Source organism: Geosporobacter ferrireducens, assembly GCF_001750685.1.
Classification (GTDB): domain Bacteria; phylum Bacillota; class Clostridia; order Peptostreptococcales; family Thermotaleaceae; genus Geosporobacter; species Geosporobacter ferrireducens.
Window position 1 is genome coordinate 729,274 of the sequence record NZ_CP017269.1, and the last position, 14,126, is coordinate 743,399.

At 52.6% G+C, this 14,126-nt stretch carries 18 protein-coding genes; all 18 read right to left on the reverse strand.

From position 1 onward, the window contains the following. Positions 1-28 precede the first annotated feature (28 nt). The 18 genes from Gferi_RS03695 to Gferi_RS03780 all read right to left on the reverse strand — a co-directional run bounded on the left by Gferi_RS03695 (position 29) and on the right by Gferi_RS03780 (position 14,107). Positions 29-424 (reverse strand): hypothetical protein, encoded by a 396-nt coding sequence (locus tag Gferi_RS03695; RefSeq protein ID WP_069974325.1) that lies wholly within the window; start codon positions 422-424, stop codon positions 29-31. Beyond that, a complete protein-coding gene (locus Gferi_RS03700) occupies positions 411-701 on the reverse strand; it encodes a hypothetical protein (RefSeq protein WP_069974326.1) in 291 nt (96 codons plus the stop codon). The genes Gferi_RS03695 and Gferi_RS03700 overlap by 14 nt, the downstream gene beginning before the upstream one ends. A 24-nt stretch (positions 702-725) precedes the next feature. Next, the gene (locus Gferi_RS03705; protein WP_236932684.1) at positions 726-1,139 is read right to left on the reverse strand and encodes a prepilin peptidase; all 414 of its coding nucleotides are present in this window, start codon (positions 1,137-1,139) and stop codon (positions 726-728) included. Next, positions 1,139-4,276: a hypothetical protein gene (locus tag Gferi_RS03710; protein WP_069974327.1), complete on the reverse strand. Its 3,138-nt coding sequence runs from the start codon at positions 4,274-4,276 to the stop codon at positions 1,139-1,141. Before Gferi_RS03710 ends, Gferi_RS03705 begins: the two co-directional genes overlap by 1 nt. After that, positions 4,273-4,758: a hypothetical protein gene (locus tag Gferi_RS03715; protein WP_069974328.1), complete on the reverse strand. Its 486-nt coding sequence runs from the start codon at positions 4,756-4,758 to the stop codon at positions 4,273-4,275. The genes Gferi_RS03710 and Gferi_RS03715 overlap by 4 nt, the downstream gene beginning before the upstream one ends. A 25-nt stretch (positions 4,759-4,783) precedes the next feature. Beyond that, positions 4,784-5,266 carry a DUF4320 family protein gene (locus Gferi_RS03720; RefSeq protein ID WP_069974329.1) on the reverse strand — a complete coding sequence of 161 codons (483 nt, stop codon included), beginning with the start codon at positions 5,264-5,266 and terminating at the stop codon, positions 4,784-4,786. A 46-nt stretch (positions 5,267-5,312) separates the two neighbouring features. Continuing rightward, entirely contained in the window at positions 5,313-5,522 is a 210-nt protein-coding gene (locus Gferi_RS03725) for a hypothetical protein (RefSeq protein ID WP_069974330.1), read from the reverse strand. Positions 5,523-5,611: 89 nt separating this feature from the next. Next, entirely contained in the window at positions 5,612-5,821 is a 210-nt protein-coding gene (locus Gferi_RS03730) for a hypothetical protein (protein ID WP_069974331.1), read from the reverse strand. Positions 5,822-5,913: 92 nt separating this feature from the next. Next, entirely contained in the window at positions 5,914-6,123 is a 210-nt protein-coding gene (locus Gferi_RS03735; RefSeq protein ID WP_069974332.1) for a hypothetical protein, read from the reverse strand. Between the two features lie 86 nt (positions 6,124-6,209). Next, positions 6,210-6,461, reverse strand: a complete 252-nt coding sequence (locus Gferi_RS03740) for a hypothetical protein (RefSeq protein WP_236932685.1) — start codon at positions 6,459-6,461, stop codon at positions 6,210-6,212. A 55-nt stretch (positions 6,462-6,516) separates the two neighbouring features. Beyond that, positions 6,517-7,422, reverse strand: coding sequence for a hypothetical protein (locus Gferi_RS28755; protein WP_236932686.1), 906 nt, complete (start codon positions 7,420-7,422; stop codon positions 6,517-6,519). 12 nt (positions 7,423-7,434) lie between these two features. Further along, positions 7,435-8,349 (reverse strand): type II secretion system F family protein, encoded by a 915-nt coding sequence (locus Gferi_RS03750; RefSeq protein WP_069974333.1) that lies wholly within the window; start codon positions 8,347-8,349, stop codon positions 7,435-7,437. Then, positions 8,346-9,734 carry an ATPase, T2SS/T4P/T4SS family gene (locus tag Gferi_RS03755; RefSeq protein WP_069974334.1) on the reverse strand — a complete coding sequence of 463 codons (1,389 nt, stop codon included), beginning with the start codon at positions 9,732-9,734 and terminating at the stop codon, positions 8,346-8,348. The genes Gferi_RS03750 and Gferi_RS03755 overlap by 4 nt, the downstream gene beginning before the upstream one ends. After that, positions 9,731-10,465: an AAA family ATPase gene (locus Gferi_RS03760; RefSeq protein WP_069974335.1), complete on the reverse strand. Its 735-nt coding sequence runs from the start codon at positions 10,463-10,465 to the stop codon at positions 9,731-9,733. The genes Gferi_RS03755 and Gferi_RS03760 overlap by 4 nt, the downstream gene beginning before the upstream one ends. Continuing rightward, positions 10,455-11,165 (reverse strand): Flp pilus assembly protein CpaB, encoded by a 711-nt coding sequence (gene cpaB, locus Gferi_RS03765; RefSeq protein WP_069974336.1) that lies wholly within the window; start codon positions 11,163-11,165, stop codon positions 10,455-10,457. Before cpaB ends, Gferi_RS03760 begins: the two co-directional genes overlap by 11 nt. Before the next feature lie 22 nt (positions 11,166-11,187). Further along, entirely contained in the window at positions 11,188-11,484 is a 297-nt protein-coding gene (locus Gferi_RS03770; RefSeq protein WP_069974337.1) for a DUF4316 domain-containing protein, read from the reverse strand. Next, positions 11,481-13,574: a DNA topoisomerase 3 gene (locus Gferi_RS03775; RefSeq protein WP_330389572.1), complete on the reverse strand. Its 2,094-nt coding sequence runs from the start codon at positions 13,572-13,574 to the stop codon at positions 11,481-11,483. The genes Gferi_RS03770 and Gferi_RS03775 overlap by 4 nt, the downstream gene beginning before the upstream one ends. Positions 13,575-13,666: 92 nt before the next feature. After that, positions 13,667-14,107 carry a hypothetical protein gene (locus tag Gferi_RS03780; RefSeq protein ID WP_069974338.1) on the reverse strand — a complete coding sequence of 147 codons (441 nt, stop codon included), beginning with the start codon at positions 14,105-14,107 and terminating at the stop codon, positions 13,667-13,669. Positions 14,108-14,126 lie beyond the last annotated feature (19 nt).

Consider the following 14,126-nt stretch of genomic DNA (forward strand, 5'->3'; position numbering starts at 1 on the left):
CTCCTTTCTCACATGGAAAAGAGCCGGATTAACGCTCCGGCTTCCTGTGTTTTGGTTCTTTCGGCGCAGGATTGTCCCGCGCGGCAGTTTTCTTTGCGGCTTCCAGTTTCCCAAGCACGGATTGTTTTCCCTCCGCCTTTTGAAGCGCCGACAGCTTTTCCGCCGCCCACTCCGGCATACGGTCGGGCCGGATCACGCCGGCTATGTGATACCGTTCCCAACGCGTCGCTTTGCCGGTGAACAGGTTCGTGCAGAAAACAGCGGTGCCCTGTGCATCCGGATCGCAGCCGTTGCCGCCCGTGGCAAGCAGCAGTTGATGGTCGGCAGTGCGCGCTGCGGGTGTGAGTTTTCCCGGGGCAATGACGATAAGCCGGTTTTCGTAATTCCATCCCCGGCTGCCCGATATGCAATCATCGGCGGTCAAGGGGGATATTAGAAACACCGCGCAGGGCACGTTCCTTTTCAATAAGCTCAACACGCTTTGCTGCCCGGTTTAAAAATTCTTTCATGATTTCCAGATAATCGGCGCTGACCGCAATGTTGGAATATACATCCACACTGAACGGGTTATCCCAGGAGCAGTCACACACCATGAACGGCTCGGCGGCAGAAGCATCCTCAGCCAGCACCACCTCGCCGCCTGAAAGGTGGATGGCATGTTTCACTTCATAATTTTCAATCATCCGTTTTTCATCAGCCATATAAAAAGCACCTCCATTTCATCCTCAAATCCGGCTGAAAACAAATACGACAACGGCAAAGCTGAAAGCGCCGACACATAAAAAGACGGCCAGGGGCACACTCCGTTGCTTTGCCGCTTTTGCGTAAATGCAGGCAGGAAGCAAGGCAAGCAGGAGGATGGCCGCAAGGGTATTCAGCCCGAAAGCGAAACCCATGGCTGCCGTCAGCTTGATGTCGCCGCCGCCCACGCCGCCGTATTTCATGGCAAGGAATAAAAGGCAGAGCCCTGGCAGAAGGCATCCCGCGATTCGTTCATACAGGGCCGGGGCAGGCAGCAAAAAAGCGGATACAAGCCCAATAAGGAGAATGGCAAGCCATGTCCAGTCGGGAATAATCCGCTTTTTTAAGTCCGTAACCGCTGCCCACAGGAGGGGGACGGTGCAAAACAGCAGCACCATTACCAGTCACCACCCGTCACATCGTCGGAATACATGCTGTCCATTACATGAATGGCAAGCTGGCCGCCCGTGATCCACCGGGACAGGGTGCCGCCCGGCGTATGAACGTCGGTGACAAGCAGCTGTACGGTGTAATCCTTGTCGTCGGGGAACCAGATGGGGACATACTGCTTCCGGTACTTAAAGGGAGATGCGGGATTCTCCTTGAAAACAAACAAGCCGTCCTCTTTTACTAACGGAGTGGCGGTATTATACCGGTATTCCGGCAGATATACCTCCGCCGTCTGTGGGGCGGTAATCAGCTCCGGCCTGTCATAATTGGTGCTGACGGAGGCGGAAACCTTGATGGAATAGCCATAGCCGGATTTGAGATACCCTTTGTCCTTGGTGGCATAATCCAGTTCTGCGCTTACCTTTAACTCGGCATAATACTCATGCCATACAAATTGTCCGTTTTCATACCGCTGTTCCCACCATGTCACTCTTGGCTGCTCACTTCTTTTCGGCGGATCGGGCAGCGTCCGGCTTTCCTCCGGCTCGTCATAGGTTACATTTTTGATGACGGCCTTTTGGGTGTAGGTATTATTGGCAAAAGATGTTTCATTATTTAAATTCCGGCCGGGATTGATGGTGGCAATCAAGGTGATGTACTTATCGGCCTGGACATTGGGCGTATCCCATCCAACCGAGACGACGTTCCAGGTGTTTTGCTCCATGACCACGGCATCCACATGCTTTTTAAGCGAAAGCTCCGGAATTTCAAACAGGACTGAAACCTTTTGTCCGGGCGTAAAGTCCTTGCTTCCTTTGTTGGACACCTTGATGGTGCTGATGACCGTCTGGTTTTCCTTGTATTGGTCGGGCGTTATCCGTTGCACATCCATGTCATAGGGACGTTCCGCCACTAGAATTTCAGCACCGGCAGTGTTATTGCTTAAGGTTGTATCCGTATATTCCTGCGGTGGTGAAATAGCTGACCTGAGCTTGATGGTCGTTCCTTTCTCTCCGGCTTTTCCTTTAACAACAAAAGCCTTTGTTTCATGCGGTTCAAAGCTTGCAGTTAAGGGTACTTCCTTAACTGCCGTACCATCAACCGTAGTACTCAGGCATGCTCCTGCCACCGCTTTGTCGGTGTCATTGCTAAAGTATACTGTAAAGCTGTATTCCTCCTGTTCGTAGACCGTCGGTGGAAAAGATATGTTAACCCATAAATCGCACAGTTTTTCTTTTGGTACATCAGGATTAACCGGGGGCTTATCCGGGTTAACAGGAGGTTTGTCTGGGTTGACAGGAGGCTTATCAGGCTCTTTAGGCGGTTTATCCGGATTGTCCGGTGGATTATCAGGATTTGTCGGCTTGTTAGGTGTTCTCTCAATGACGGTGATTTTTGAAACTGCGGTGTTGTTGCTTGGGTTCTCATCTATAAAGCTCTCCGGGACACCGACATTTGCCCATAGCCTGTACACTTCGCCTTTGTTTCCTGCCTTATCCGTGATTGTAAATGATTTTGTTTCCTGCGGTTTGAAGCTGCAGGTCTTCGGAATTTGTTCCAAAGCAGAATCGTTATTCGTTCCCTGTAGCGTCACGTTTGTAAGCTCCTTATCTGAATTGTTCGTGAAGCTGACTGTAAAGCTGTAAGTCTCATGTTCATATACAGTCGGTGGTGCAAGAATGCTTGCAGACAGGTCACACAGCTTTTTCGGCTCGGGTTTATCACCCGGTGGGACAGGATTATCAGGATTGTCCTTCGGTTCCGGTGGATTTGTCGGCTTCGGAGCAGGCTTGTCAATCACCTGTATGTCTGCCGTGGCCGTGTTATTGGAAAGGTTGGCGTCGATAAAACCATCCGGCACACCGATATTTGCCCACAAGTGTATCACATCGTCTTTAGTATCGGCTGTGCGCTTTATGGTGTAGGTCTTGCTTTCATTAGGCGAAAAGTCCTGCACGGCAGGGATTTCCTTGACCAGAACGTCGTCCACCTTACCTTTGAGGGGTACGTCATAAGCCGGACTTTTTCCGCTGTTCATGTAAATTACGGTAAAGGAATAGCTGTCGCCCCGGTACACCGTGGCAGGGGCGCGGATGGCAACCGACAGGTCGTTCCCGTCACAGGCCTTGAACTTGAAATAAAAGTCTGTTGTTGGAATTTTGTAATTGATTTTTTGTGTGATTTCCGTCTGTGTTTTTCTTTCTCCATCGGTGTACTCTTTCGTTTCCGGGGTATAGTCCCATTCAAGGCTCTTATATATAAAGTTTTTGGACAGCTTGATGTCATCTTTATGGAAGGTGACAGAGGTGGTCTGGTAGGGATAGAGCAGCTCCGGCACTCCTTTGTCATGAGCGGTGAGCGTACCGTAAACCTCTTTCTTGCTCTCGTCGCACCAGGTCGCTTCCACGTCCATTTTTACCGGAGCCTGATAGGTCAGCTCCGCATTCCGCATGGTTTCAAAGGCAACCAGCGCCTTTTTCGTCCAGCAATAGCTGGCGGTCAGTGCTTCAAAATCCGTGTTTGTATCATGGATACCGTAAACTTCACCTGTTGAGATATTGTGAATTTCCACCACGAGGCTGCCTTTTAAGGTATAGGTGCCGCCGTCCTGCCTGCCGATCCAGGCGGCAATGCGCTCCTGTTCATGGTCTGCCACGGTATTAGCGTTTACAAGTTCAATACGTTGGGGCTCCGGGAAGGACTTTAGAAGCGTACCGCCTTCATAAATCCCGGTCACATTAATACCAGTGGTGCGGTATCGGGTGTCGTAGGTAGCCTTCACCTGAAACACCACGTTGACCGTAACCGTCATGACAGCGCCCTGATCGGTTTTTGCCGTAATGGTGTAGGGGCCGCATTTTTCCTTGCTTTCCACCGCCAGAACATAATCGGGCGGTATGATCCGCCACCCGTCATCGTATTCCAGTTTTATTTCCGTCAGTGTCCCGGTGGACGCTGTAATATTTATGGGGATTTCAGCCGGGAATTGCTCCACGGCCACCACACCGCTTTCATTGGTCAGGTTGTCGATGGGGGAAGTCACCTGGATTTGGATATCGCTGCCCGATGCTGCAAAGGCTTTGGTGGAAAACAATAGGCAACAGATAAACAGCATTGGCAGGATTAATAAATATTTTCGTTTCATTCGGAACCTCCTTCCGTAATTCGCGTGTTGACGCTGGATATGCTAAAGGGAAGCTGCACTTCTCCGGTCAGGAAGCTGAAAATGCTGCGGGTTTTGATCTCCCCGTCCAGCGTCAGCCGGGGCGGGCTTTCCGTCGCATGGATGCTTTGAATTTCAAGCCGGTAGTTCCATTCCTCACCGGCATATTTGTTCATCTCCGAATCCAGCCCCATGCTTTCATGCAGGTACTCATACAACTTTTCTTCTGCGGCCTCCGTATCCAGCAAGGCATAGCCGTCCCGGCGGTATTCGTCGCGCATGGCGTATTCCACAGAGCTGTTTACGCCCCGCTGGAGCACATATTCCACCTGCTGGTACAGGCTTTCCATGCGGAAATATTCGATTAAAATGGCCGATAACGTAAGAATAAAAAAGACGAGAATAAGAATGAACACAAAGGTGTCACCCCTGCAGTTTTTCAGTATCCCTTTGATTTTTCCCATGGCATTAACCTCCTTTCCGGTGTGCTCACTCTGCGAGCTTCCAATATTTTTCCGACATTCCGGTAATACTGACTTTCATGGGAATCCGTATTTCTACGGGTGGTGCAAAGCTTGGCGTGAAAATGGTAAAGGGATAGCTGTAGGTCATGGTGACGGTAAAGGTATCCCGCAGCTGGATTTTCTGATCCTCACAATATGATACATTTTCAACGGTCATTTCCGGCGATAGGCCGGTCTGCTGCTTGAGCCTGTAAAACACGTCATAGGCCCGGTCGGAAACCTGCCCCTCCAGTTCTACCACACGGACAACGCGGCGGCAGACATGGTTCAGGTTTAGATATGTGGTAAAAACGCTTAAAAAGCTCATGACCGTAACCATGAGCGATAGCACTACAAGAGTTTTTATGATTAAATCGAAGTAGCTGCTGCCTTTCTTATCGGAAAGCAGCTTTTGAAAGGACAACGGGGGAGAAAATCTCCCCCGTATGCCCCGGTGCCTGCTGTTCATTGGCCTTGCACCTCCTGTTTCTGTAAATTTGCCTTTGAAACGCTCATCAGCTGAGCAGACCGGTGATTTTGGTTACGATATTATTCCAGATTGTGGTGATAGAGCTTTGATACAGGGTCATGAATACAGCGCCTACCACTACAACAACCAGCACCACAATGAGCCAGCCGGTCATCTGGTCGCCGCTGGGGTTCATCAGTGTGTTCCTGGCCTTCATAGCCGCCATCTGGATTTTGTTTTTCATTGTCTTGAACATAGTACATACCTCCGTAAATTTATATTTTTTGGGTAAAGAAGCGGAGGGAACTGTATGCCCCCTCCCGAACCTACAAGGATAACCATCCGCTAGTTCAGCAGTCCTGTAATCTTGGAAACGATGCTATTCCAGATTGTGGAGATGGAGTTCTGATAGAGCGTCATAAACACCGCGCCCACCACTACAACAATAAGCACAACGATGAGCCAGCCCGTCATCTGATCGCCGCTGGGGTTCATCAGTGTATTCCCGGCTTTCACAGCCGCCATCTGGATTTTGTTTTCCATTTTCTTGAACATAGTACATACCTCCATTTAATTTGTTTTTTGATTTTGAGTAAGGAAAAGGAAGGAGCTTTGCGCTCCCTCCCGAACAAGGATTAAGCCGTCTGCTAGTTCAGCAAGCCGGTGATTTTGGAAACAATACTGTTCCAAATCTGTGTGATGGAGCTTTGGTAGAGCGTCATAAACACCGCACCCACAACTACAACAATCAGTACAACGATGAGCCAGCCGGTCATCTGATCGCCGTTCTGGTTCATCAATGCATTCTGGGCCTTCATGGCCGTCATCTGGATTTTGTTTTTCATTGTCTTAAACATAGTACATACCTCCTCGTAAATTTGATTTTGAATAAAAGAAAAAGGGAAGCTGCTGCTTCCCATGACATTGTGCCGTTAAGCCAGGCTTAGCCTAACAAACCGGTGATTTTGGAAACAATGCTGTTCCAGATTGTGGTGATTGAACCCTGGTACAGGGTCATGAACACCGCACCTACTACCACGACAACCAGTACCACGATGAGCCAGCCGGTCATCTGATCGCCGCTGGGATTCATCAGTGCGGTTTTCGCTCCCCAAAGAGCGTTTGACATGTATTTTCTCATGGAAATCGTCCTCCTTTCTGCTGGATTTTTCATTACAGTTTTGATGCTTTGCATGGGTCATACCTTCTAAGATTGTATTTGAAAAGGGGCATTGCCCCGTTTTCACGGATTAGAAAAGGCCCCCCATGGAACGGATCAGGTGGGAGCCAATGACATAAAGCAGGCTTACAATGGTGATAGCTACAAGGGGGATACTGGCAATTTTCACTCTGCGGGGCAGGGTATCCAGTTTCTTTTTCATTGCTTCTTTGGCCTTGATGTCCATATCCCGTGCCAGGTAGGAAAGCGCCTCCCCCTGATGTTCCCCCCGGTGCAGGCCGATCAGGGCGTTGACCAGAAAAGAAACGTCGGTGATGCCAAGGCGTTCGTTGAAGCTGCGCAGGGCGGTTTCAATGTCCTTTGCCTTCATTTCCATGACAAGGATCGCCACGTCCTCCCGGAAAGCGTCGCTTACCACCTTGAGATAATCCTCGAAAATCTGGATTAAATCCACCTGCACCACCAGGCGGCTGCCGTCGTGCCGGTTGTCCTCCAGCCGGTACAGGATGGAGCGCACAAAGCCCGGCAGTTCCATTTCAATGCGCTTCTTTTTCTCTTTCATCCGGTCTTTGAGGTCGGTCATAAAATGGCGGTAGACAAGCAGCGCAAGGAGCAGGATGAGGGGTGCCAGCTTAACCGCCCCGAGGAATATAAACAGCAGCGCAAGGGGCAGGGTGAAAGACGCGCATACAATGGCTCTGGCATAATATTCTTTCGGAGTCAGCTCCAGACCGCCCCGCCGCAGTATGGAGGCCATCCTCGCTTCCTTGACGGGATCGAGAGGAACAAACCGGGAAACCGGTCTTGCAAGGGGCATGATGAAGCGGTTTAACAGCCGATTGCCCATCGCTTCCTTTTCGGCCTGTACATTTTTGATGTTCTTTTTCATGCTCAGTTTCGGGATTTTTAAAAGCTGCCTGCAAATCAGAATTCCTGCCGCAGTCAGCAGAATAAATACAATGATTTGGTAAAACAACGGCATCCCTCCTTATCGGTTGTTCGGTAATGTGGCCTTCATGACATAGAAGGCGGTGGCGAGGGCGGTCAGCAGCATGAGGACAATCAGCAGCCGGCCCACCATGGTTTGGGTCAGCAGGTAAAACCACTCGGCGTTGGCGAATTTCATCATAGGGATAATAGAGATCATCAGGCCCACCGTCATCAGGTAGTCCCGCCATACCCGAACCATCATGCCGTCGCTCTCGACCTGCATGGATTTTGCGTCATTCATGGCCCGGATGATAGGAAACAGGGCGAATTTCAAGCGGCGGTCATGATAGCAGAGAATCAGGGTCTTTACCCATTCGCTAAAGTAGCGGTTCTTGATTTTTGCCGCCAGCCGGTACAGGCCATGCTCCACGTTGGGATTGACCAGCCGGATCTCCGTAATGAATTCATCAAAGGGTGTGACAGTTCTCAAATGCACCGGCACATACCGGTTCTTTTTCTCCACATAGGCTTCCACCGCCTTGATGATGTCATCACAGCCCGCGTAGGCGTTGGTGATGATGCTCATGGTGTTCTCTAACCCTTCGATTTCCTCCCTGGCCGCCGCCGAGCTTTTCACCGTCAGGTAAAAGTACGGGGCCGGCAGCACACAGACAGCCATCACCCCCGCAAGCCCCGCGCTGCCAAACAGCAGCACTCCTGCCAGGAAGCCCCCAGCCATGGAGGCAAACACCATGGCAAGGAATTTCTTTGCCGTACAACGGGTCTGCCGGAACAGCGTCGAAAAGTGAAGGCCTATCCGTTCGGTGAATTTCAGTTTTGTCCCTGTCAAAACCATGCGGCGCTTTTTCAAAGGGTTCTGCTCCATGATAAAGGGATTCAGCTTCAGCAGGAGAAACAAGGCAAGGCTGATGAGGGCAAACACAGCCATAAGGGTGATAGTAATCGGGTTCATGCTACGCCTCCTTCTGAAAAACGGCGGATTTCACTTTGCGGTACGCCGCCCACCAAAAGACGTTCGGCAAGGGCCGGGGAGAGATTGCCCACGCGCCGGTGGCTGCCGATAACCTTTGTAATCCTGCCTTCCTTGTCTCTCTCGTAGTGGTCAACTACATATTTGTATAGGGTGTTGCCTGTGACTTCGCCGTTTTTGACGCCGGTGGCTTCAAATATCTCCATGTATTTTCTGGACTTGTCGGGAAGCTGCATCTTAAACAGCATGATGGGAAAGGCTTCCACAATGTTTTTCAGGAGACGTTCTTCGGAAAGTGAAGTCCCGGCCTCCAAGCACATGGTCAGGATACGGTCATATGCCGCCCGTGCACCGTTGGCGTGGAGGGTGCTGACAATGATATGTCCGGTACGTCCGGCTTCCTGTACCGTAAGGGCTTCCTTGCCGCGCATTTCGGCAGGGACGAGGATTTGGGGATGCAGCCGCAGGGACAGCTTTAACAAGTCCAGCATGGTGACGGGATTGGGTTCCTCCTTGGTGAGCAGGTGGATCACATCGTTTAGCATCACGCCGTTTTCATCATATTGGGCTAAAGACAGCTCACGGGTATCCTCAATGGTGACAATGCGCCTTTCATAGGGTACACAGCTCAGAATATAGCCCATGTCCGCGGTCTTGCCGCTGCCGGTGGCTCCGGCAATGGCAACGGAAACGCCGTTGTTGACGCACAGGGTCAGAAAGTCCAGTTCCTCTGCGGTGGCCGTATCCCAGCCGATAAGGTTTTCCCGCGTAATATACGAGGGCTTTTGCTTTCTAACAGAGGCAATGGCCCCGGCGTCGGGGTCAACGCAGGGCATGATTGCACCGGACATGCGGATACCTTTGGCGATGAAGCTGTCCCCGATGGGCTTAGAGCCGTCCAGAATGACATTCCCGAAGCGGCTCATTTTCCGCACGATGTTGGCACAGGCTTCCGGGTTCCCAAAGGTTTCGTTCAGCCTGACTTTTCTGTCTTTATACAGCACCCATATGCCCCCGGAGCCGTTGACATTGATTTCCTCCGTCTCGCTGTCCTGCAAGTACGGGGACAACAGGCCCATACCAGCCATATCAAAATAGATGGCGTCGGTCAACTCGGAGATATTGCGCACATCCCTGGCTACCAGCTGTTCACTGTTGAGATAGCGCATGATAAGGTCTTTCAGCTTTCCTTCGGCTTCCTCCGAATATAGCACCTCCGCCAGCTCCGCAGAGTGGTTTTTAGCAATCAGCCGCTGGAGTCTGTCGAGGATTTCGCCGTAATCCCTGGCCGGGACGCTTTCCCCTGTGTCGGAGCGCCGCTTGTTGGCCCGGTAAATCAGGTCATTAACTGAAAATCTGCCGTTCATGGCTTCCCGCCTCCAATCCTGCCTGCAATTTGTTCCAGCACCTTTCCGTAACGCTTGCAGGAACGGTCACGGAAGAAATACAGGGGCGTCCCGGCGTTCTCCAGCTCCGCGGCCCGCCGGATATGGGGCAGCTCGTAAGCAAAGGCCAGCCCTGTCATATGGCGGTAGGTCTTTTCGTCAAATTCACCGTTGGGGGATAGCAGGATATGGGTCTGCTTTTCTTCAAGGTGCAGCTCCCGTATAAAATCAGAGACGGCTATATACCACATCTGTGCAGCAATGGACGGTCTGTGCAGGGTGAAAACCGTATCGGCAAGCCACAGGCCCACACCGGATACCGGATTGTTGACCTCCGCACTTGTGTCCACGATCAGGACATCAAACACAAGGGAAACGGCATTCAGCATCCTCTCTGCTTCCTCCAGGGTCACGGTGTCGCTAAGCAGGCCGGAATACCGGGTGGGTGCGGACAGGAAAAACAGATTTTTGCTTTCCCCGCAGGCGGTGAACATTTCCCCGGTGTTGGGATTCTCCGCACCCAATGCTTCAAATAGCCCCTTCTTCGGTGGAACCGTCTGACCGAAAAAGGTCTGAAGCTCTCCATAGGTGAGATTGGAGGAAATGAGCCCCACCAGCACGTTCCGTTTTGATAGGGCGCAGGCCAGGTTCACAGCAAAGGTGGTTTTCCCGCTGTGCTTGCCTCCCCAAACGGCAAGGATTTTACTTCCCATGGCTCACACCCCGTTTCTCAAAGATTAAATGCAGCTTGCCGGTGTATTCCGCCTGAATGAGCTTTTCCGCCTGGGCTTCGGTGACAATGAGAGTCACGGCCCTGGCCACTGGATCGCTGTTTGCCGATTGGCTGTCCTTTTGCTGCTCCCGCATCTTTGCGGTGTCCTGTGTCCTGGCGTTCTCAACGCTGTAGGTTTCCAGCCCTTTCATCTCGGGGTAAACAATGACCTGGGGTGCGGAAGCCTTTCCGTCGGATGCTTTTTCCATAAACACGGCCACCGTCACAATGTCACCGGCCCGAAGATGGGAGGAAAGCCCTGCTGCGATGCTCTCGACACTAATGGTGACAAGGCGCTGGTTGTTTTTTGCGATGCGGTCAAGCTGTTCGTTGGCAAGATAGCTGCCCAGCTTCTGCGGGAAGAAATAGTCCCCCTTGGCAATGGCGGTCTGCGCCACCTTGCCCACAATCTGCGCCGGATCGTTCAGTATGCCCTCCGGAAGGCCGAAGCTGCCCACCTCCGCGGATACAAGGTGCTGCTTGGTAAGCTCCGTTCCGGCAGGAATGTCCTGGGCCGCCCGCAGCACCGTTACCGTCGCGCCTTTATCCCCATAGAAGCGCGGCAGGAGTAAAAAAGAAATGCCCGCCGCCAGTACAAGGCAGAGGACACTTAACAAGATTCGGTTTTTTAATAGTTTCAAGCTGTATGCTTCCTCCTTCCAGTTATCGTTCCATCGACCGGCAAGCATCCTCCGGTTCGGCGGCAGCCCTTTGGCGTTCCCGCGCCTGTTCCAGCCGCTCCAGCACCGAACGCTTTTCCTCCGGCAAGGTTTCCGGGGCCAGCTCCCGCAGATCGTCATAGGTCTGACCGTCCGTTAAGTCGGCGTCACAGGAGGGGGCGTTCCCCAGGATACCGTCGATTTGATTGTAGTTGCCCTCTAGGCTCATTTCCGCGTTCTTGAGATAGTTGCCGTTTTGAATAGGGAGTCTTCGCTCCTGATTTTTTCTACGCTTACTCATTTTTTAGCTCCCTTCTCAAACTCCAGTTTGAAGTTGACGTATTTGCCCGTGTTCTCCATGACAACTACGGCACTGTAGGTCTTGCCGGTCTTTTCACTGTAAAGCCCGGACATAGGGGCGCGTCCCTCTCCAAGAAGCGCGGCGGCAACGGTTCTTGTGAGTTCTTTTTTCTTCGAGGCAAAGAAACGGTTATCCCGCCACAGGGCAAAGCCGCAGTCCTGCTTTTCGCAGAAGAACCCCTTTTTGCCCTCCCGCACCTTGCCGCCGCAGCGCGGGCAGATGCCCACCGGTTCACTGCGGCTTCCCACCGGTGCGGGGAACAGGCTCATGAAGCCGGGATTCGGCGCGCTGTAGCTTTTCACAAGGCTAACCGTCAGCTCTGCGATCCCTGCCATAAATTCCGGGCCGGAAAGCCCTCCACGCTCCACCTGCTTCAGCCGGTGCTCCCATTCGGCGGTAAGTGCCGGAGACTTGACGACCTCGGGCAGCACGGCAATCAGGCTGACGCCTTTTTTTGCGGGCAGCAGCTGTCTGTTTTTCCGTTCCGCCAAACCGGTCTTGACCAGCTTTTCAATGATGCCGGCGCGGGTGGCGGGAGTTCCCAGGCCTTTGCGCTCGGCATCCTCCGGCATATCTTCCGACCCGGCTGTCTCCATCGCCTTGAGCAGGGTGTCCTCGGAATAGGCCTTGGGCGGTGAGGTAAAGCCTTCCTTCACAGCGGTACGGACATTCGCAAATGCCTGCCCCTCGGAAAGCTCCGGCAGCGCCTTATCCTCTCCGTCCTTCTCGGGCTTGTTATTCAGCGTGGCCCGGTAAGCCGATTCGATGGCCTTCCAGCCGTTTTGCAGGACGGTTTTGCCCTTTGCTGTAAAAGAATGGCCCTCACAGTCCAGCATTACAACGGTTTCGGCATAGAGGTGGGGTTCACCCACGGCGCAAATCAGCCGGACGGCCAGCAGGAACAGGAGGCTCCGTTCACCGGCAGGAAGCGCGGCAAGGTCGGCTTCCTTGACCTGTCCGGTGGGAAGAATGGCATGGTGGTCTGTGACTTTACTGTTGTCCACCACACGCCGGGCGTCAACGGAAAGCTTTGCTCCGGTTGAAAAAAGCAGTACAGCCGCCGCAGTTTCTACAAGGGCGGGAAGTCCCGCCGCCATATCCTCGGTTAGATATCTGCTGTCGGTACGGGGATAGGTGGCCAGCTTCTTTTCATAGAGCGATTGCATATAGTCCAGCGTCTGCTGGGCGGTGAATCCGAACAGGCGGTTTGCCTCCCGCTGGAGTGTGGTGAGGTCGTAGAGCCTGGGCGGCGCAACGGTTTTTTTCTGCCGCTCCACGGATTTTACAACGGCGGTTTTGCCGTTGCAGGCGCTACGGATGCTTTCAGCGGCCTTCCTGTCCTTATGCTTTTCACCGGAAGCGGTAAATGTACCGCAGTCCATTTCAGGTGTATAAAAGGGCTCCCTGACAAAGGCGGCAATTTCCTGTTCCCTCTGTACGAGCAGAGCCAGGGTTGGCGTCATGACGCGTCCCACATTGAGTGTCTGGCGGTACAGCACCGAAAACAGCCTTGTGGCATTGATACCCACCAGCCAATCGGCCTGTGAGCGGCACAGGGCAGCCCGGTAGAGCCGGTCGTAATCCGTGCCGGGGCGCAGGCTGCGGAAGCCCTCCGCAATGGCGCTTTCCTCCATGGAGGATGTCCAGAGCCTTTGCATGGGCTTTTTGCAGCCGCAATATTCGTACACCAGCCGGAAAATCAACTCGCCCTCCCGTCCGGCGTCGCAGGCATTGACGATGCTGTCCACCTCCGGGCGTTTCATCAGTTCCCGCAAGACTTTCAGCTGCTTTGCCTTTTCACGGGACACGGTATATTTCCAGTGTTCCGGCAGGATGGGCAAGTCCTCATAGCGCCATTTGCCGTACTTTTCGTCGTAGGCCTCGGCCTGTGCAAGCTCCACCAGATGGCCCGCGCACCAGGACACAAGATAGCCGCCGCCCTCCAGATAACCGTCCCCGCGCTCCGTTGCGCCAAGGACGAAAGCGATGGCCTGACCTACGCTGCTTTTTTCCGCGATAATCAGTTTCAAAATGTAATCCCTCCGTTTCTTTCTGTGCATGAGAAAAGCGCCGGTAATCTGCCTGTTTTGCAAATTACCGGCGCTTTCGCCTATGGTATACGCTATTCGGTTTGGGTATCGGGGAGTGTTGTGATGTCACAGGCGTTGTCGCCATTCCTCTGACGCTCTGATATGCGTTTTGGGGAAATATAATGGGTGGCGTACATTTTCTCGATGTTTTCGTCACCGGATTTGGAAAAACGCAGTTTGGCCAACGGCTTTTTCCCCTTGCGTCCCCACTGCTTGTAAAAAGTCCACGACGCTTTCAGGTTGTTTTTTCGGGCATAGGCGCGGATTTCCTTCATAATGAAAGTCAGCTTATGAAGGTTCACGCGGCATACCCGTTCCAGATAATCCACACGTCCGAAACGCCAGCTTTCATAATCCCCGGCGGATAATACGCCTAAATCCATCAGCACCTGAACGGGCGAAGCCACGCCTTTCTTTTGAAGCTGACTATACATGGAATCATGTACCTTGCCGACAATATCTCCATTGTTCATTTTCATCACCTGCTTGTTA

Coding starts and splice junctions, on each gene's coding strand:
- Gferi_RS03700 (WP_069974326.1), bottom strand. CDS start 701: ATGGCTGATGAAAAACGGATGATTGAAAATTATGAAGTGAAACATGCC.
- Gferi_RS03705 (WP_236932684.1), bottom strand. CDS start 1,139: ATGGTGCTGCTGTTTTGCACCGTCCCCCTCCTGTGGGCAGCGGTTACG.
- Gferi_RS03710 (WP_069974327.1), bottom strand. CDS start 4,276: ATGAAACGAAAATATTTATTAATCCTGCCAATGCTGTTTATCTGTTGC.
- Gferi_RS03715 (WP_069974328.1), bottom strand. CDS start 4,758: ATGGGAAAAATCAAAGGGATACTGAAAAACTGCAGGGGTGACACCTTT.
- Gferi_RS03720 (WP_069974329.1), bottom strand. CDS start 5,266: ATGAACAGCAGGCACCGGGGCATACGGGGGAGATTTTCTCCCCCGTTG.
- Gferi_RS03725 (WP_069974330.1), bottom strand. CDS start 5,522: ATGTTCAAGACAATGAAAAACAAAATCCAGATGGCGGCTATGAAGGCC.
- Gferi_RS03730 (WP_069974331.1), bottom strand. CDS start 5,821: ATGTTCAAGAAAATGGAAAACAAAATCCAGATGGCGGCTGTGAAAGCC.
- Gferi_RS03735 (WP_069974332.1), bottom strand. CDS start 6,123: ATGTTTAAGACAATGAAAAACAAAATCCAGATGACGGCCATGAAGGCC.
- Gferi_RS03740 (WP_236932685.1), bottom strand. CDS start 6,461: ATGCAAAGCATCAAAACTGTAATGAAAAATCCAGCAGAAAGGAGGACG.
- Gferi_RS03750 (WP_069974333.1), bottom strand. CDS start 8,349: ATGAACCCGATTACTATCACCCTTATGGCTGTGTTTGCCCTCATCAGC.
- Gferi_RS03755 (WP_069974334.1), bottom strand. CDS start 9,734: ATGAACGGCAGATTTTCAGTTAATGACCTGATTTACCGGGCCAACAAG.
- Gferi_RS03760 (WP_069974335.1), bottom strand. CDS start 10,465: ATGGGAAGTAAAATCCTTGCCGTTTGGGGAGGCAAGCACAGCGGGAAA.
- Gferi_RS03770 (WP_069974337.1), bottom strand. CDS start 11,484: ATGAGTAAGCGTAGAAAAAATCAGGAGCGAAGACTCCCTATTCAAAAC.
- Gferi_RS03780 (WP_069974338.1), bottom strand. CDS start 14,107: ATGAACAATGGAGATATTGTCGGCAAGGTACATGATTCCATGTATAGT.